The organism is Rhodopseudomonas sp. AAP120, assembly GCF_001295845.1.
In the GTDB taxonomy this organism is placed as follows: Bacteria; Pseudomonadota; Alphaproteobacteria; order Rhizobiales; family Xanthobacteraceae; genus Rhodopseudomonas.
The window spans coordinates 1-18,197 of the sequence record NZ_LJIC01000138.1; the positions used below are offsets into that span (position 1 = coordinate 1).

Genomic DNA, 18,197 nt, shown 5'->3' on the forward strand with positions numbered 1-18,197 from the left:
GGGGGGGGGGGGGGGGGGGGGGGGGGGGGTACCACAAGGATGGCGTCCCTTTGTGGACCCCCACCCCAGCCCTCCCCCGCAAGCGGGAGAGGGAGCGCGCCCTGCTCGGCATAACGCAGCGGCAAACGTCCAAGTCATCACGCCACCGCCCCATACGCCTTCATCACCTGCTCGCGCAGCGCGCTCCAGATCTCGCGGTGCAGCGTGTGGAATTCGTGGGTGAGGCGGATTTCGAAGATGTCGCGCGGGCGCGGCAGCTCGACGCGCCAATCGCCGATGATGCGCGAGGACGGGCCGGCCGACATGATCACCACGCGATCGGCGAGCGCGATCGCCTCTTCGAGATCGTGGGTGACGAACAGCACCGCCTTGCGATGCGCGCTCCACAATTCGAGCAGCAGATTGCCCATGATCTGCCGGGTCTGCGCGTCGAGTGGCCCGAACGGCTCATCCATCAGCAGGATTTTCGGATCGCGGATCAACACCTGGGCGAGGCCGACGCGCTTGCGCTGGCCACCCGACAGCATGTGCGGGTATCTCTGGGAAAACGCGCCGAGCCCGACGGTTTCCAGCCAGCTTTGCGCCCGCGTCAGCGCCTCGGCGCGCGGCGTGCCGGCGATCTCCAGGCCGATCGCGACATTGTCGCGCGCGGTCTTCCACGGGAACAGCGCATCGGCCTGAAACAGATAGCCGGCCTGGTCGTTCAACCCCGCGAGCGGCGCGCCAAAAATCCGCGCTTCGCCCGCCACAGGCCGCAGCAACCCGGCGGCGACGTTGAGCAGCGTGGACTTGCCGCACCCGGTCGGCCCGACAATGGCGACAAACTCGCCGTCTGCGACCGCCAGCGAGGCCTGCTCCACCGCGGTGTAAACCCGGCCGCCAGTCAGCTTGAATGCTACTGTCGCGTCCTGCAGCGCGACTGCCGCCGATCCCGTTCCGTCCTGCACGCGCCCTCCCCGCATCGTTGGGATCCGACCATTCAACGTCACGCGCCGACATGCAAGCCCGGCCACGCTTTATCGCGGCGAGCGGCCGTGCTACCCCGCCAGACATGAGCGACGCCGCGCCGATGATTGCCTACACCCGCGTCGACAAGAGCTTCGGCCGCATCAAGGCGGTCGACGGCGTATCGCTGAGCGTGGCACGCGGCGAATTGCTCGCCATCGTCGGCGGCTCCGGCTCCGGCAAGACCACGCTATTGCGGCTCGCCAACCGGCTGATCGAACCGGGTCAGGGCACGATCAGCATCGACGGCGACGATGCGCGCAGCATTGATCCGATCGCGCTGCGCCGGCGCATCGGCATGGTGTTCCAAAGCGGCGCGCTGTTCCCGCATCTGTCGGTCGCCGCCAATATCGGCATCACGCCGAAACTGCTCGGCTGGTCGCGTGCCGACACCGCCGCCCGCACCGACGAACTGCTCGATCTGGTGCGGCTCGACCGCGCGCAGCACCGCGACCGTTTTCCGCACGAACTCTCCGGCGGCCAGCGCCAGCGCGTCGGCGTCGCCCGGGCGCTCGCCGCCAAGCCAAACATCGTGCTGATGGACGAGCCGTTCGGCGCGCTCGATCCGCTGACCCGCGATGCGCTCGGCGAGGATTTTCGCGCGCTGCACCAGCGGCTCGGGCTCACGACCATTCTGATCACCCACGACATCACCGAAGCGCTGCTACTTGCGGACCGCATTGCGGTGATGCGGTCCGGCCGGCTGCTGGCGCAGGGAACGCCGGACGAACTCATCCGGAGCACTGAGCCGTACGTGGCGGAGCTGCTGCAGACGCCGCGCCGGCAAGCGCAGCGGCTGAGTGCGCTGCTGCCACAGGGCGGCGTGGCATGAACCTGTTCGCCGATCCGCGCTGGCGCGAGGCGCTCGGCAATCTGCCGGACTATCTCGGCGCCCATGTCCGCGTCAGCCTCGTCGCGCTGGCGCTCGGGCTGCTCATCAGCCTGCCGCTGGCAATCTTTGCCCGTCACCGTCCCGTGCTGCGCGGCGCCCTGCTCGGCTTCGCCGGTGTGGTGCAGACGATCCCAGGCCTGGCGCTGCTGGCGCTGTTCTATCCGCTGCTGCTGGCGCTCGCGGCGCTGTCGATGAGCACATTCGGGATTAGCTTCTCGGCGTTCGGCTTCCTGCCCGCGGTACTGGCGCTGGCGCTGTATTCGATGCTGCCGGTACTGCGCAACACCATCACCGGGCTCGATGCCGTCGATCCGGCGCTGGTCGAAGCCGCGCAAGGCGTCGGCATGACCGATCGTCAGGTGCTGACGATGGTCGAGCTGCCGCTGGCGCTACCCGTCATCATGGCGGGCATCCGCACCGCCGCGGTGTGGGTGATCGGCACCGCGACGCTGTCGACGCCGATCGGCCAGACCAGCCTCGGCAACTACATCTTCGCCGGCCTGCAGACGCAGAACTGGGTGCTGGTGCTGTTCGGCTGCGCCGCCGCCGCAGTATTGGCGCTGGCGGTCGATCAATTGCTGGCGCTGATCGAACGCGGCCTGCGGCTGCGCAGTCGCTTGCGTACCGCGCTGGGCAGCCTCGGTCTCGCCGCGCTGATCGCCGCGACGCTCCTGCCCGGCCTCGCCGGCGCGCGATCGACCTACGTGGTCGGCGCCAAGACCTTCACCGAACAATATGTGCTGGCCGAACTGCTCGAGCAGCGCCTGCAAGCCGCCGGCCTCACCGCCACCACCCGCGCCGGCCTCGGCAGCAGCGTGATCTACGACGCGCTGAAGAGCGGCGACATCGACGCCTATGTCGATTACTCCGGCACGCTGTGGGCCAATCAGTTCAAACACCCCGGTATCGCGGCACGGGACCAAGTGCTCGCTGATCTGAAAACCGACCTCGGCAAAGACGGCGTCACGCTGCTCGGCGAACTCGGCTTTGCCAACGCCTACGCGTTGGTGATGCCGCGCGCCAAGGCGGAGGCGCAGGGCATCCGCTCGATCGCCGACCTCGCCGCCCGCGCGCCGTCGCTGACCATCGCCGGCGACTACGAATTCTTCTCGCGGCCGGAATGGGCCAATCTGCGCAGCGCCTATGCGCTGGCGTTCAAGACCGAACGGCAGATGCAGCCCGACTTCATGTACGCGGCGGTCGCCTCCGGCGAGGTCGACGTCATCGCCGGCTACACCTCGGACGGACTGATCGCGAAATACGATCTCGTCGTGCTGGACGATCCCAAGCAGGCGATCCCGCCCTACGACGCAGTGCTGCTGCTTTCGCCGAAGCGCGCGAACGATGCGAAGCTGCGCGCGGCGCTGACGCCCCTGCTCGGCCGCATCGATATCGACGCGATGCGCGAAGCCAATCTGCAGGCCGGCTCCGGCGGCACGCCCGACACCGTTGCGCGAGCGCTGTGGGACCGGATCAAGGCGCGCTGATCGACTGCGCGCTACGTCCTCGGCTTCAGCCCCAAGCTTCTCGCCACGATCCTGTCGACCCAGCGCGGCGGCAGCTTGGTCGATACCCAGAACCGCATCGGGCCCGGCGTCACCACGTCGTGCGCCTTCGGCTTCGGCGCCGTCAGCGCGTCGTAGACGTGCTGGGCGATGGTCTCCGGCGGCAGGCCGCTGGCGTCCATCTTCGGCAGCATCGCGCGGATTTTTTGCAGCGCCGGGTAGAACGGCGAGCTCGCGTAGCGCGACAGATCCTCCTGCTCGGCCTTGGCCCAGATCGGCGTCTTCACCGCCCCCGGCATGATCGTCACGACGTCGATGCCGAACAGCATCATCTCGCGCCGCAGCCCGTCGGACAGGCCATTGAGTGCGTACTTCGACGCGGAGTACGCGGCCATCAGCGGATTGCCGAACTTGCCGGCGATCGACGACATCATCACGATCCGTCCCGGCCCGCCGCGCAGCGCCGGATCGGTGCCGAGCAGCGGCGCGAACGCCTGGGTCGCCACGATCGGCCCGATCACATTGACTTCGAACTGCCGGCGAAACTCGTCGGCCGGCAGATCGGTCACCGCGCCCGACACCGCGATACCGGCATTGTTGACCAGCCCCGCCAACCGCTCGCCGCCGAGCGCAGCGCGGACCTCGTCGGCCGCCGCCCGGATCGCCGGCTCGTCGGTGACGTCGAAGATCAGCGGCTTGAAGTTCGACCCGAACTCGCCGATCAGCCGCTCCGCATCGGCCGCCTTGCGGACGCTGCCGAACACCCGAAAGCCCTTGTCCAGCAGCAGCTTCGTGATGGCATGACCGATCCCGGTGGACACCCCGGTAACGACGACAGATGGCATTATCCGCTCCTCTCGATCGGAGGATCGTAGCACAGCCACATGAAAACGGGACCGCGTCGCCGCGATCCCGTTGGTCTCTCCAGCACCGGCCGGACTATCCCCGAGCGCGGCGCGCTCCCTCGCCCCGCTCGTGTGGGGAGAGGGTTGGGGTGAGGGGCGACACCAGTCGCCGACTCTCGGCCTCGCCGAAACGCCCTCACCCGGATTGCTGCGCAGTCCGAGCTCTCCCCGCGCGCGGGGAGAGGTGACTCGGGGCTTCCCGCGGCCTTATCGTCCCGCCACTGCGACTTCGCCCTTGATGACGTCGCCGAAGCGCTGCCAGCGCTCGCCCTTGAAGGTCATCATCTGGAATTGATCGATCGGCGCGAAGTCGGTCGGCGAGGTGTTGACGGTGACGCCCGGCAGCAAGCCGTCGAGCTGGACGTCCTTCATGTTCGCCGCCTGCTTCATCAGGTTCTCGTGGGTGAGATCGTCGCCGCACATCCGCAGCGCTTCCACCATGGTCTGGGCGATGCTGTAGCCGGACAGCACCGTGCTCTCCATCGCCTTGCCTTCCGGAATGTACTGCTCGACGAAGGCGTGAAACTTCTTCATGCCCGGATCGTCGTTCCACTGCGGATCGGTCGGATCCTTGGCGAAGGTCGCCGAGACCAGATCCTGCGCGTTCTCGAGGCCGGCCGGACGCAGCACGGTGCCGAGCGACGACGACGCATTCGGGACGATGTGCAGCGGCTTCCAGCCCAGTTCGGCGGTTTTCTTGATCGCCTGCGCGGCGAACTTGCCGGTCGAGAACGACAGCAGCGTGTCGACATTGGCGGCCTTGAGCTTGACGATCTGCGAGTCGATGGTCGGCTCGGAGACTTCATAGCTCGCTTCCGCCACGATCATCGACGCGGCCTTGTCGCCCAGCCCTTCTTTCAGGCCGCGGACGTAGTCCTTGCCGAAATCGTCGTTCTGATAGAACACGCCGATCCTGGCGTTCGGCTTCTCCTTGAGCAGATACTTCGCATAGGCCGTGGCTTCGGCCTGGTAGCTCGGCAGCCAGCCCATGGTCCACGGAAATGCCTTCGGATCGTTCCAGCGCGAGGCGCCGGTGGCGAGGAACAGTTGCGGCACCTTCCGTGCATTGACGTATTTCTGAATCGCGACGTTCGACGCGGTGCCGACATTACCGACCAGCGCCATCACCTCGTCGCTCTCGACCAGCTTGCGGGTCTGCTCGACCGTCTTCGGCGGCGAGTACGCGTCGTCGTACGAGATCAGGTTGATCTTGCGACCGTTGATGCCGCCCTCGTCGTTGATCTTCTTGAAGTACGCCGCATAGGTCTTGCCGAGAATGCCGTAGGCCGAGGCCGGCCCGCTGTAAGGCACGGTGTTGCCGAGCTTGATCTCGGTGTCGCTGGCGCCGGGGCCGTATTTCTTTTGTGCCAGCGCCGGGCTCGCGGCGAGCATTGCGATCGCGGCCGCAAGCGCGGCTACGGAGGTCGTCTTACGCATTTTTGATCCTTCTTCTTGCGTTTCCTCGATGCGGCTGTTGCCGCGCGAAGTTCACCCGCTGGTCGGGGTTGTTGTTGGCGCGCCGAATGCGCGCGTGGTTCAGGCCGTCTCGGTCGGAGGTGCGCCGCCCTGTTCCGCCAGCGCGCGGACGTCGGCGGCGGCGGTCTGAACATGCCGCCGCACCAGCGTGGCAACGGCCGCTTCGTCGCGCGCCTCGATCGCAGCAACGAAGGCGCGGTGATCGTCGAGCGATCGGCGGCAAATCTCGGCGGACTGGAAATAGCGCTGCCGCCAGCGCCGGCTCATCAGCATCAGCGGCGTCAGCGTGCGGACCAGAATGCGGTTCTGGCTGGCCGCGACCATCGCCAGATGAAAGTCCACGTCGGCATCGGCCGGATTGCCGCCGGCCTCGATCAGCGCCGCGTAGCTGTCGAGCAGGCCGTGCAGCTTGGCCAGATCGGCGTCGCTGCGGCGCTGGCAGGCGAGTTGTAGCGCCCGCCCTTCGCAGATGATCCGCGCCTCGGTGACGTCGCGCGTCACCTGCGGATCGAACGCCAGCCCGAGATCGGCCTGCAGTACCAGGGCGTCGAGCCCGCCATCCTCGACGGCGTTGCGCAGGAAGATGCCCGATTTCGGCTTGCGCTCGGTGATGCGCATCGCATCCAGCACCGCCAGCGCCTCGCGCACCGAGCTGCGCGCCACCCCGAACCGCTCCGACAGCTCCCGCTCCGACGGCAGCCGATCGCCCTTCGCCAGCCGATGATGCTGCACGAATTCGAGCGTTTTTCGCACGGTGTGCGAGGTTTCGGAGGCAAGAGGCATGGCCATTATTGACCCTACCAATCTGGTCAGACCAGATCAAGCAAGCGTGGCTGCGACGGATTGCACCGCGTTTGGAGCGCCGTCAGGGCGATCAGACGCCTGTGCACCGGTCCATCCGCCCCCAGCACCGCTCGCATGAGGGCGGATGGCGCCTTCGGCTTGCCCCCGCCCTACTACGCATAGGGAGCTCCCTCCCCACGCTTGGGGGGTGGGATGAGGGAAACACGCGTGGAAAACTCTCAGCCTCTCTGAGGCGCCCGCTCTCCCGGATCATCGCCGCGACGATCCGACCTCCCCCCGTGCGCAGGGAGAGGTGAAGCCGCGCGCAGCGCAAACGAGAGCGAGGCCGCTTCGCCGCGATCTCGCTCTCACATCGATCCAACTCTCGATAGTTCGCCCGACCCGCGGCGCGCCCGAAGTGGCGAAAGATAGTCATGACAACACTAACCGCAGCTCAATACCGGCCCCCTTTAGGTCACTAACAACCGCGCCGTGACGCGGCTTCTACGAAAGAACTGCTTGGCAGGCATTGTGGCCGAGATTGCAGGCAAATATCATTGCTACTCAAAATTGCCTCAAGGAAGACCAATGGAAGAGTTAAGCATTCCAGACCTCGCCCTGATCGACAATACCAGCCAGCGGCTGCCATGCGTCCTACTCATTGATGGATCAGGCTCCATGGCCGGCCGCCCCATAGCTGACCTGAATGCAGGCCTATCGCTGCTCGAAGATGAACTCAAGAAGGACGATATAGCGAGTCAGCGGGTGCAATTGCTTGTGATTCGATTTGGCGGCGAAGTCGACATGATTTGCGACTGGACCGACGCCATGTCGTTCAGTGCTCCGACAATTGAGGCTAGCGGTCTAACGCCGATGGGTGCCGCAGTACGCCTGGCGCTTTCGAAGCTCGAAGAGCAGAAGACTCGCTATAGAACAAACGGAATTGCTTACAATCGGCCGTGGCTTTTCTTGCTGACCGACGGGAATCCAACCGACTCCAACTGGGAACAAGCCGCACATGAAAGTCGAACTGCTGAAACAGCAGGAAAGCTGACCTTCTTTGGCATTGGTGTCGGCCCCGAAGTCGACTTAGGGAAGTTGGCTCAATTTTCCGTCCGCGCACCGGTGCGTCTCGACGGACTTAAGTTCCGTGAGCTTTTCCTCTGGCTTAGTCGTAGCACAAGCAGCGCATCTAAGGCGTCTCAGGGAAGTAACATTCAGTTGCCAACGCCCGACTGGTTGCACGTCTCGGCCTGACGCTCCCCGAAAGCCTCACCTTTATGATCGATTGGAAAATAGTGGGGGCGTCGGTAACCGGCTTTTCACACGTAGCTGAGGGCCAGCCATGCCAAGACTACCTTGTCGCATCATGCGTTGGCCAGGGGTGGCTGGTCGGAATTGTATCCGACGGAGCCGGCTCCGCCTCCCGCGGAGCCGACGGATCACGAGCGATCTGCGAAGGCCTCCTTCGGCATCTCGTCGACTACCTCGTGGAATTTGAGCAAGCGCACCGGGAAAGGCCGGTGGACGAGTTGGAAATGCGCCAAGCACTTATTGAGGGAATAGAGTGCACGCGCGCATGCCTGGAAAACGATCCGACCGCCGGAAGTCTCTCCGATTTTCATGCGACTGTCATAGGCGTGGTGGCAGGCCCCCACGGCGGGTTCCTGTTTCACATCGGGGATGGGGCCGGCTGCGCGACCAATGCGAACTCCTTCTCGCCGACCATCATGTCGCAGGCCGAGAATGGAGATTATGCGAATGAAACGTTCTTCTTCACACAAGTAGATTGGCAGGATCACCTACGATTGACACGCTTCGACAAGGAGTGCGACCTAATAGTACTGATGAGCGACGGGGTCAGCCCATTTGCGCTTGGTCCCGGCGGACGGGAGCCTTACGCGCCATTTCTCAAGCCGCTTTCAGAGTACTTCAAGACCAACAGCCGTGAGCAAGGCGTACGCGCGCTCGCGGCAACGCTTGAGAAAGACGACATTCGGCCAATCACCGGCGACGACAAGACCTTACTATGGGCACTTAGAGTTCTTCTTGATGGCTAGTCTGTTTATTGACGATGCTCCGACAGGACGCGCACCAATCAAATTGAGTAGTGCTATTGCACAAGGCGCAGCCGGGACCATTCATCATGTTGAGGGGCGCCCCGGCATTGTGGTCAAGCTCTACAAGAATGCCGCCGAGCTTCCGATGTATCGCGAGAAAATCCTTGCGATGCTGAACTCCCCACCGAACTTACAGTCCTTTGATCAAGGCGGGCGGACATATATCCAGATCGCCTGGCCGACCGCCAGAATTTTCAACGATCGCGGAGAATTCCGCGGCTTCGCGATGCCGGAGGTCGACTTCAAAGCCTCTACGGATCTGGAGAATGTTCTACAAAAAAGCACGCGCAAACGAAAAGGGCTTCCGGAAGCTTATGGCCTTCGGGTAGTCCTCGCCGCGAACCTCGCAGCATTGTGCGCAGAACTACACGGTCTCGGGCACTATATGGTCGACATGAAACCGGTCAACATGCGCTTCTATCCAAACGCTTGCTACATGGCCATTTTGGACACCGACGGCTTTAGTGTAAACGGAAAACCCAGATTTCCCGCGCGACAATTTTCGGACGAATACATAGCCCCGGAAGCAGCGACTACCCCACCCGAAAATCTCGGCCTGGAACAGGACCTTTTCTCTCTTGCCGTCATCATTTTCAGACTGCTGAACAACGGCATCCATCCCTACCAGGGAGTCGACCTAGCCGACCACCCCACCAGCCTTCAAGAGCGGATCTTTGCAGGACTTTACGCATACGGAACAACACCACACCCGACGATTCGTCCCTCGCCTCCAAGTATTCACGGTTACTTCGAAGAATCGACCCGCCGCTTGTTCGACCGAGCATTTCAGAACCGCGGACCGAGGCCTTCTGCCAAAGAATGGCGAGACCACCTCAATGAACTCGTCAGAGCCTCGCTCGTCAAATGTGCGAAGAATTCGGACCACGCCCATTTCTCAAAGGGATGCGGACTTTGTGCAATCGAAAACGGGCGACCGAGCACTTCGGCCCCACCATCCAGCAGCACCAAGACGATACAGAATTCGTCAGCTATTCTCAGTCAATTAGCTACCGGTCCTAGAAGCGGGCCAACACAACCAAGCCGGACTGGCGGCGCCTTCAGGACCCATTGGAGCCCGCGCTACCTCGCAGCTCTACTTCTACTAGGTGCGGGCTGCATCTTCGTATTCGTACAGTTTCAGAAGCCCGCGCCCACAAGAACCGAGTCGACAGAGCCACAGAATCAGCAAGCGAACACCCCCCACTTGCCCTCTCCGGCTGCAGCACGAAACTTCAAACTGATCAACGCGGTCCTCGCTAACACCATTGAGAATGGCAAGCCAAAGCAGATCACGCGGACGTTTTCCGGCGCCGGCGCCCCGATCGCTCTGTACTTCGAATACCAAGACGCGAGAGCCAACCAGGACGAAATCACAATCACGGTAACGGACGGTATGGAAAAAACATATCCCTGCACCACAACAACACTTCTATACAGCACGGGATCCCTCAACTGCTCATGGGTGACAGGCGCGAGCACTGAGCAGAAAGTATCGGTAGCACTCAACGGAAAAGCAGTTCAGGATTTGACTTTCAAGATCGCACCTCCCCCGGTGACCGATCGAAAGCCCTTGGATCTGTCTCCCGCAGCCAGCGGTCCTTCGGTCCCGCAACTGCCCGACGTCGCAGCTTCCGATGCGCCCTCTTGGCTTCTGACATTCAAAAAACAAGTCGACCGATGCCGGAGAAGCTCACCCCCGATCTACGGCGGGCTTCCGGCAAAGGCCGCGATCGCGGTGTCGCTGGGTCCGGACGGATATCTGACGACTCCCCCGCGGAAGGTGGGGAACGTCCCTTCTAACGCGCAACAATTCCATCAGGGCGTTATTGACGCAATTGTCGCTTGCCAGCCCTTCAATCTGCCGTCGGCACTCGCCAGCGAATGGAGATATTTTATCGCTGCCTTCGAAGAGAGAAATCGATAGAGGCGAAATTCTGTAGAATCGCTCGAAGTGCAGTCTCGCCGACGAGCAGAAAGTCACTTGCAGGCGGGCCACAAAGCCCGCCTGCAGAAAGCAGCAAGCTCAGTTCTTCGACTTGTCGACCAGCGCGCCCTTCTTGATCCAGGGCATCATCTCGCGGAGCTTGGCGCCGACTTCCTCGATCGGGTGGGCCGCGAGCTTGGCGCGGGTGGCCTTGAACGAGGTCTGGTTGACCTTGTTCTCGAGCATCCAGTTGCGGGTGAAGATGCCGTTCTGGATGTCGGCGAGCACGCGCTTCATCTCGGCCTTGGTCTCGGCGGTGACGATGCGCGGGCCGGTGACGTATTCGCCGTATTCGGCGGTGTTGGAGATCGAGTAGTTCATGTTGGCGATGCCGCCTTCATAGATCAGGTCGACGATCAGCTTCACTTCGTGCAGGCACTCGAAATACGCCATCTCCGGCGCGTAGCCGGCTTCCACCAGCGTCTCGAAGCCGGCCTTGATCAGCTCGACCAGACCGCCGCACAGCACCACCTGCTCGCCGAACAAGTCGGTCTCGCACTCTTCCTTGAACGAGGTCTCGATGATGCCGGCGCGGCCGCCGCCGATCGCCGAGGCGTAGCTGAGGCCGAGGTCGTGGGCGTTGCCCGACGGATCCTGGTGGATCGCGATCAGCGAGGGCACGCCGCCGCCGCGCTGATATTCCGAACGCACGGTGTGGCCGGGGCCCTTCGGCGCGACCATCAGCACGTCGAGATCGGCGCGCGGCTCGATCAGGTTGAAGTGCACGTTGAGACCGTGGGCGAACAGCAGCGCCGCGCCGTTCTTCATGTTGTCGTGCAGATGATCGCGATAGATCTCGCCCTGCAATTCGTCGGGCGTCAGCATCATGATCACGTCGGCCCACTTGGCGGCCTCGGCGACTTCCATCACCTTGAAGCCGGCGCCTTCCGCCTTCTTGGCGCTCGCCGAGCCCTTACGCAGCGCGATCGCGACGTCCTTGACGCCGGAGTCCTTCAGGTTCAGCGCGTGGGCATGGCCCTGGCTGCCGTAGCCGACAATGGCGACCTTCTTGCCCTTGATCAGGTTCAGGTCGGCATCGCGATCGTAGTAAACTCGCATCCTCGTTCCTCGTGTTCGGCGGCCCGTCCCGCCCGTGCTGTGGTGATCGGGCCGTCCCGGCCGACCTTCGAATTGCCGCTGGTTTCTAGGGCGACGGGTGCCCGGAAACAAGCCCGCGGCGGCGAATTGTGGCCCTGCGTCGCGGCCTTACGGCTCCCGCAACACGGGATACAGCGAGGCGACCAGCAGGGCCGCCATCACCAGATTGAAGACGCGCACCGCCCGCGGCGATTTCACCAGCGATTGCAGGGAGGTGCCGAACATCGCCCAGGCCGCCGAGGAGGCCGTCCCGATCACCAGCAGCGTCGCCGCCTGCACAGCAACATTCCACGGATAGGCCGCCACCGCCGCATAGGCCGTGACGGTGCCGATCGCGATCACCCAGCCCTTGACGTTGACCCATTGAAACGCCGCGGCGCCGAGGAAGCTCATCGGCCGCCGCTCGACCGCGGCTTCCGGATCGGCCGGCCTGGCCAGCGCGATGACGGCGGCCAGCCAGATCAGATACGCCGCGCCGGCGTATTTCAGGATCGTTTGCAGCAGCGGATAGGCCGCGAACACGGCGCCGAAGCCGAACCCCATCGCGGCGACCATCACGGAAAAGCCGATCGCTACGCCAGCGACGTGCGGCAGCGTGCGACGAAAGCCGAAGGTCAGGCCCGACGACAGCAGCATGATGTTGTTCGGCCCCGGCGTGAACAGGGTCGCGAAAGCGAAGCCGACGAACGCAGCGAGCAGTTCAGAGGACATCGTCTGACCTCAGGCGGTTTCGGGCAGTTCGGGCTTGGCGCGGCCGAACAACAGCATGATCGCCAGCCCGGCAACCACGATCAGCATGCCGGCCAGCCGCAGCGGGCCGAAGGTCTCGCCGAACACCAGGCTGGAGGCCCCTGCCCCGATGAACGGCACCAGCAGCGCGAACGGCACCACCTGCGCGGCGCTGTAGGCGTGCAGCAGCCGGCCCCAGATCCAGTAGCCGATCGTGGTCGAGCCGATCGACAGCGACAGCATCGCCGCCATCACGCCCGGCGACAAATGAGTGAGCTCGCGCCAGATCGCCGGCCCGCCGTCGCTGACCCATGCGGCGAGCGCCAGCGGCGGCAGCGACGCCAGGCTGATCCAGGCGAACAAATCGAGCATCGGCACGCCCTGCGCCCGGCGCAGCAGCAGATTCGAGAACGCGAACGCGATCGGCGCCGTCATCGTCACGGCAAAAGCCAGAACCGTGAAGTCGTAGCCGACCGTGAAGCAGATCATCAGCAGCCCGCAGGCGGCGACGCTGATGCCGATCAGTTGTGCGCGCGTCGGCCGCTCGTTCAGCAGCACCGCCGCGAACGCGATGGTGAACAGCGCCTGGCTCTGCACGATCACCGCGGTGAGTCCCGCCGGCACGCCCTGCGCAATGCCCCAGCTCTGCGTCAGATACTGCCACACGAGCAGCAGGCTGATGCCGATCCACACCGGCAGCGCCAGCTTCGGCCGCGGCAGCACCAGGCACGGCAGCGCCGTGATGGCGAAGCGCAGCAGGTTGAGAACTGTCGGCGACATCTCGGTCAGCGCGTAGCGCGTGAACACGAAGCCCAGCCCCCAGATCAAGGCGACGAGCAGCGCGAGCGCAGTATCGGCCGGCTTCATTGAGTCTCCGCCCCTGATCCGCCGGCTCGAAAGGTTGCGGCGCTGCCCGGTTCCTATCCGATCCGGTGTCGGCCGATAACCCGTGCCACGCGCGGATCAGCATCCCGCGCAACGATGCCGCGCCCCGGCGGGCGGAACGAAAAAAACCGCGGTCGGTTCTCTCCTGCGGGCGCATGATCCAACGCGCCGAACTCACTGGAGGATCGTTCGACAGATGGCTCTCATTCCGCACAATGCCCTCATCGTCGTCGCCGATGGCCGCGGCGCGTTGCTGCTGCGAAACACCGGCAAGCCGGCTCAGGTGACACTCCGTCAGGAGCGCAAGCTCGAGCCCGTCAATCTCGAAGACGACGGCCCGTCCGGATCGCGCCCCGAGGAGCAGAGCCAGAGCCAGACCGACGAGGCGACCTTCGCCAAGCAGCTCACCAACACCATCAACAAGATGAAGCTCGACGGCGAGTTCGATCAGCTGGTGCTGGTCGCCGATCCGCAGACGCTCGGCCAGATGCGGCCGATCCTGCACAAGACCGTCGAAGCCTCGCTGATCCGCTCGCTCGCCAAGGACCTGACCAACCACCCGCTCGACCAGATCGCCGAGGCGATCGCGGCCTAGCCGGAGGTTACATCCCGTCGGCGCCGCGGCCGATCGCTGCGACGCCGGTGCGGACGACTTCGACCAGACCGAGCGGACGCATCAGTTCGATGAACTGATTGATCTTGGACGGCCCGCCGGTGATCTCGAACACGAAGCTCTCGGTCGAGGCGTCGATCACGCGGGCGCGAAAAGCTTCGGCGAGCCGCAGCGACTCGACGCGGTGATCGCCGGTGCCGCGTAGCTTGACCATCGCCAATTCGCGCTCGATCGACCGCCCGGTCAGCGTCATGTCGACGACGCGATACACCGGCACCATGCGGTCGAGCTGGTTCTTGATCTGCTGGATCACCATCGGCGTGCCGGTGGTGACGATGGTGACGCGCGAGAGATGTTTCTGGTTCTCGGTCTCCGAGACCGTGAGACTCTCGATGTTGTAGCCGCGCCCCGAAAACAGCCCGATCACCCGCGCCAGCACGCCGGGCTCGTTCTGCACGAGCACCGACAACGTGTGAGTCTCGTTCGGATCGTGACGCTCTTCCATGAAGTAGGCGGATGCGGGCTGGGTCATTGGTTTGCCTGTCGGTGTGTCGTGCGTTTATTTCGTATTGGCATTTGAGTAGCTGATCGTCCGGCGGAGAGTGATGTCCGGCGCCGCCCCATTTCTCGACCGTCACCCCCCGCGAAAGCGGGGGACCCAGTATTCCAGAGCCTCACTTGAGTAACCCGCGCTCTGGAATACTGGGTCGCCCGGTCAAGCCGGGCGATGACGGTCTTGTATGGGGCGCCGCCTGGTAACAATCACCTCACACCAGCGCCTTGCCGCCGGCGAAGGCGGCGGCGGTGGCTTCGTCGGTGGCTTCGGCCGGCAGCAGCATCTCGTTGTGAGCCTTGCCGGACGGAATCATCGGGAAGCAGTTCTCCAGCGCGGCGACGCGGCAGTCGAACAGCACCGGCTTGTTGACCTTGATCATCTCGGCGATCGCGCCGTCGAGATCGCCCGGCTTGGTCACCTGCATGCCGATGCCGCCATAGGCCTCGGCGAGCTTGACGAAGTCGGGCATCGCCTCGGTGTAGGAATGCGACAGCCGATTACCATGGAGCAATTGCTGCCATTGCCGCACCATGCCCATGTACTGATTGTTGAGGATGAAGATCTTGATCGGCAGTTCGTACTGAACGGCCGTCGCCATCTCCTGCATGGTCATCTGCACCGAGGCGTCGCCGGCGATGTCGATCACCAGGCTTTTCGGATGCGCCACCTGCACGCCGAGCGCGGCCGGCAGGCCGTAGCCCATGGTGCCGAGGCCGCCCGAAGTCATCCAGCGTTTCGGCTGTTCGAAACCGTAGAACTGCGCCGCCCACATCTGATGCTGACCGACTTCGGTGGTGATGTAAGTGTCGCGGCCACGCGTGCCTTCATACAAACGCTGGATCGCGTATTGCGGCATGATCAGGTCGTTGTTCTTCTTGTACGCCAGCGAATTGCGCGCGCGCCAGGTCGCGACCTGCTGCCACCACGGCTTGATGTCGGGCTTCTTGGCCTCGGCCTTGAACACCGCCAGAAGATCGCTCAGCACCGAGGCGACGTCGCCGATGATCGGCACGTCGACGCGGATGTTCTTGTTGATCGACGACGGGTCGATATCGATGTGGATCTTCTTGGCGTGCGGCGCGAACGCGTCGGTGCGGCCGGTGATGCGGTCGTCGAAGCGCGCGCCGATGCACAGCATGACGTCGCAATCATGCATCGTCATGTTGGCTTCGTAGGTGCCGTGCATGCCGAGCATGCCGAGCCAGTTCTTGCCGGACGCCGGATAGGCGCCGAGCCCCATCAGCGTCGAGGTGATCGGGAAGTCGGTGACCTCGACCAGCTCGCGCAACAGACGGCAGGCCTCGTCACCGGAATTCACCACGCCGCCGCCCGAATAGATCACCGGCCGCTGCGCGCCGGCGAGCAGCGCCACCGCCTTGCGGATCTGGTTCGGATCGCCCTTGGTGTGCGGCTTGTAGGAAACGTGGACGTCGGTCTTGCGCGGCGGATGATAGGTGCCGGTGGCGAACTGCACATCCTTCGGCACGTCGACCACCACCGGGCCCGGACGGCCCGAGGTCGCGACGTAGAACGCCTCGTGCAGCACCCGCGCCAGATCCTTGATGTCGCGCACCAGCCAGTTGTGCTTGGTGCACGGCCGGGTGATGCCGACGGTGTCGCATTCCTGGAAGGCGTCGTTGCCGATCAAGTGAGTAGGAACTTGCCCGGTGATGCACACCAGCGGGATCGAATCCATCAGCGCGTCGGCGAGCGGCGTCACCATGTTGGTGGCGCCGGGGCCCGAGGTCACCAGCACGACGCCCGGCTTGCCGGTGGAACGCGCATAGCCTTCGGCGGCGTGGCCGGCGCCCTGCTCGTGGCGGACCAGGATGTGCTGCACGTCGGACTGCTGGAAGATCTCGTCATAGATCGGAAGCACCGCCCCGCCGGGATAGCCGAAAATGTGCTCGACGCCGTGATCCTTCATCGCGCGGACGATCATCGCGGCGCCGGTCATCTGGTTCGGATCGTGGCTGGTGCTGTCGCTCATGGTGGGCTCCGGGGCGCCGTCTGGCGCTGACGTTCGGGTGGTTCGGACAAGCTGAAGTCGATGCGATCGGACAATAAAAAAGGGCCCGTGAAAGGCCCTCAGCGCACCGTCCGTTCGCGGGGTGGAGTCTATCCACCCCCGGCGGTGCGCCTGGGTACGACGATGAGAAGCAGGTCGGAAATTTTGTGTCGCATATGGCCGGCTCGGCTTCCCAAAGGTTTCGCGGGACCATACCCCCGAAACCCGCAATGTCAAGGCGTGCAAACGCCGTAAGGATCACACCTTAGCCGGATTTGAGCGCGCTCGCGAGCCGGAATAACGCGCAGGCGGTATGCTGCGAAGCGAGATCCCCTGCGCAACGGGGCACTCCAGCGTGGCCTCCTGCCGATGTGGTCACGCACAAGCCCCAGCGCCAGCCTCACCGCTGCGCCCCTCCCCCAGGCACGTCATTCCGGGGCGTGCGCTCGTGCGCGCGAACCCGGAATGACGGGGCTAGAGGACTGGAATCACGCGGCTATAGAACCGGCATGACGGAGTGCAGCAAGGCGCTCGCCTCCTCCGGCCGCACCCATTTGAACTCCGGCAGCTGGTGTCGGAACCAGGTGAATTGCCGCTTCGCGTAATGCCGCGTGTCGGCGGCGCCGATCACGGCGGCTTCCTGCAGCGAAATCTCTCCCCGCAGATGCCGGATCAGCGCCGGGACGCCGTGGGCCTTCATCGCCGGCAGCAGCGGGTCGAGGCGCCGCTCCGCCAGCGCCGCGACCTCGTCCAGCGCGCCGCCCTGCAGCATCGCGGCGAATCGGGTGTCGATCCGGGCGTAGAGCGCCTCGCGCTCTGGCGCCAGGAACAGTGCCACAACTCCGTCCGGCGGCAGCACCGGCGGCGACGCCTCGGCGTGCCAGTCGGCCAGCGGCCGGCCGGTTGCCAGCACCACTTCCAGCGCCCGGGCGATGCGCGAGCGGTCGGCGGGCGCCAGCCGCTCGGCGGCGGCCGGATCGTGCCGCGCCAGTTCGGCATGCAGCGCCCCCACGCCGTCGCGATCGAGCCGCATCCGCACGGCGTCCCGCACCTCCGCCGGCACCGGCGGCACGGTCGAAAGCCCGCGCGTCAGCGCCTTGAAATACAGCCCGGTGCCACCGATGAAGATCGGCAGCCGTCCCGCCGCCCGGACTTCCGCCAGCGCGCCAGCGGCGGCTTCCACGAACGCGCCAGCCGAGAAGTTCACCGCCGCATCCACCGTGCCGTAAAGAAGGTGCGGGACCACCGCCTCTTCCTCCGGCGTCGGCCGGGCGGTGATGATCCGCAGGTCGCGATACACCTGCATCGAATCGGTGTTGATGACGACGCCATCGCGATCTCGTGCGAGGCGCAGCGCCAGGGCCGACTTGCCGCTGGCGGTCGGCCCTGCGATAAGCACCGCCGCCGGCCTTTGCCCCTGCCCCGGAACCGTTCCCGACATGTCGCTCGTCGCCACGCTCATCTGCAATCCGAATAGCCCCGCGCTCGATTCCACCGCGATCGAGGGCGCACGCGCCGTGCTGCCACAGCCGAATGCGGCGCGCTGGCTGCACGACGAGGTCGCCGCCGACATCGTGTTCGACAGCGACGAGGACGCGCTGGCGATCGCCGAGCGGCTCCGCGCCGCGCGCGGGGACC

16 protein-coding genes and 1 pseudogene are annotated in these 18,197 nt (G+C 64.6%); 7 read left to right on the plus strand and 10 right to left on the minus strand.

The window, feature by feature from the left end; translation table 11 throughout:
• Positions 1-137 precede the first annotated feature (137 nt).
• On the minus strand, positions 138-947 hold the full coding sequence (locus IP86_RS20900) for an ABC transporter ATP-binding protein (protein ID WP_245290696.1): 810 nt from the start codon (positions 945-947) through the stop codon (positions 138-140).
• Between the two features lie 104 nt (positions 948-1,051).
• On the opposite strand from IP86_RS20900, the gene IP86_RS20905 reads away from it, so the two are divergent.
• Together IP86_RS20905 and IP86_RS20910 are read left to right on the plus strand one after the other, a co-directional pair.
• Positions 1,052-1,837, plus strand: coding sequence for an ATP-binding cassette domain-containing protein (locus IP86_RS20905; RefSeq protein ID WP_054164362.1), 786 nt, complete (start codon positions 1,052-1,054; stop codon positions 1,835-1,837).
• Positions 1,834-3,384 (plus strand): ABC transporter permease/substrate-binding protein, encoded by a 1,551-nt coding sequence (locus IP86_RS20910; protein WP_054164363.1) that lies wholly within the window; start codon positions 1,834-1,836, stop codon positions 3,382-3,384. Before IP86_RS20905 ends, IP86_RS20910 begins: the two co-directional genes overlap by 4 nt.
• Before the next feature lie 11 nt (positions 3,385-3,395).
• Here IP86_RS20910 and IP86_RS20915 read toward each other — a convergent pair whose 3' ends face one another.
• The 3 genes from IP86_RS20915 to IP86_RS20925 all read right to left on the minus strand — a co-directional run bounded on the left by IP86_RS20915 (position 3,396) and on the right by IP86_RS20925 (position 6,572).
• The gene (locus tag IP86_RS20915) at positions 3,396-4,247 is read right to left on the minus strand and encodes an SDR family oxidoreductase (protein WP_054164364.1); all 852 of its coding nucleotides are present in this window, start codon (positions 4,245-4,247) and stop codon (positions 3,396-3,398) included.
• Positions 4,248-4,514: 267 nt separating this feature from the next.
• Positions 4,515-5,744, minus strand: a complete 1,230-nt coding sequence (locus IP86_RS20920; protein WP_054164365.1) for an ABC transporter substrate-binding protein — start codon at positions 5,742-5,744, stop codon at positions 4,515-4,517.
• Positions 5,745-5,843: 99 nt separating this feature from the next.
• Positions 5,844-6,572, minus strand: a complete 729-nt coding sequence (locus tag IP86_RS20925) for a FadR/GntR family transcriptional regulator (RefSeq protein WP_054164366.1) — start codon at positions 6,570-6,572, stop codon at positions 5,844-5,846.
• Positions 6,573-7,154: 582 nt separating this feature from the next.
• On the opposite strand from IP86_RS20925, the gene IP86_RS20930 reads away from it, so the two are divergent.
• The 3 genes from IP86_RS20930 to IP86_RS28830 are packed head-to-tail and all read left to right on the plus strand — an operon-like array spanning position 7,155 to position 10,610.
• Positions 7,155-7,823, plus strand: a complete 669-nt coding sequence (locus tag IP86_RS20930) for a vWA domain-containing protein (RefSeq protein WP_054164367.1) — start codon at positions 7,155-7,157, stop codon at positions 7,821-7,823.
• Positions 7,824-7,846: 23 nt separating this feature from the next.
• Positions 7,847-8,626: a PP2C family serine/threonine-protein phosphatase gene (locus tag IP86_RS20935; RefSeq protein ID WP_082364161.1), complete on the plus strand. Its 780-nt coding sequence runs from the start codon at positions 7,847-7,849 to the stop codon at positions 8,624-8,626.
• A complete protein-coding gene (locus IP86_RS28830) occupies positions 8,619-10,610 on the plus strand; it encodes a hypothetical protein (RefSeq protein ID WP_156332581.1) in 1,992 nt (663 codons plus the stop codon). Before IP86_RS20935 ends, IP86_RS28830 begins: the two co-directional genes overlap by 8 nt.
• Before the next feature lie 99 nt (positions 10,611-10,709).
• Here IP86_RS28830 and ilvC read toward each other — a convergent pair whose 3' ends face one another.
• The 3 genes from ilvC to IP86_RS20955 form a co-directional block, all read right to left on the minus strand.
• The gene (ilvC, locus tag IP86_RS20945; protein ID WP_054164370.1) at positions 10,710-11,729 is read right to left on the minus strand and encodes a ketol-acid reductoisomerase; all 1,020 of its coding nucleotides are present in this window, start codon (positions 11,727-11,729) and stop codon (positions 10,710-10,712) included.
• Positions 11,730-11,876: 147 nt separating this feature from the next.
• Complete coding sequence (locus tag IP86_RS20950) at positions 11,877-12,479, minus strand: LysE family translocator (protein WP_054164371.1); 603 nt, start codon at positions 12,477-12,479, stop codon at positions 11,877-11,879.
• A gap of 9 nt (positions 12,480-12,488) precedes the next feature.
• A complete protein-coding gene (locus IP86_RS20955) occupies positions 12,489-13,364 on the minus strand; it encodes an EamA family transporter (protein WP_054164372.1) in 876 nt (291 codons plus the stop codon).
• A 214-nt stretch (positions 13,365-13,578) separates the two neighbouring features.
• Here IP86_RS20955 and IP86_RS20960 point away from each other — a divergent pair, with 214 nt between their 5' ends.
• Positions 13,579-13,977 carry a host attachment family protein gene (locus IP86_RS20960; protein WP_054164373.1) on the plus strand — a complete coding sequence of 133 codons (399 nt, stop codon included), beginning with the start codon at positions 13,579-13,581 and terminating at the stop codon, positions 13,975-13,977.
• A gap of 7 nt (positions 13,978-13,984) precedes the next feature.
• On the opposite strand, the gene ilvN is transcribed toward IP86_RS20960, so the two are convergent.
• From ilvN to miaA, 3 genes are all read right to left on the minus strand, one after another.
• Positions 13,985-14,527 (minus strand): acetolactate synthase small subunit, encoded by a 543-nt coding sequence (gene ilvN / locus IP86_RS20965; RefSeq protein ID WP_054164374.1) that lies wholly within the window; start codon positions 14,525-14,527, stop codon positions 13,985-13,987.
• Between the two features lie 235 nt (positions 14,528-14,762).
• The gene (locus IP86_RS20970; protein WP_054164375.1) at positions 14,763-16,541 is read right to left on the minus strand and encodes an acetolactate synthase 3 large subunit; all 1,779 of its coding nucleotides are present in this window, start codon (positions 16,539-16,541) and stop codon (positions 14,763-14,765) included.
• Between the two features lie 514 nt (positions 16,542-17,055).
• Positions 17,056-18,000, minus strand: coding sequence for a tRNA (adenosine(37)-N6)-dimethylallyltransferase MiaA (miaA, locus tag IP86_RS20975; RefSeq protein ID WP_054164376.1), 945 nt, complete (start codon positions 17,998-18,000; stop codon positions 17,056-17,058).
• Here miaA and IP86_RS20980 point away from each other — a divergent pair.
• Positions 17,999-18,197: pseudogene (locus IP86_RS20980) on the plus strand (phosphoserine phosphatase SerB); the annotation flags it as partial. The gene miaA and the pseudogene IP86_RS20980 sit on opposite strands and share 2 nt — an antisense overlap.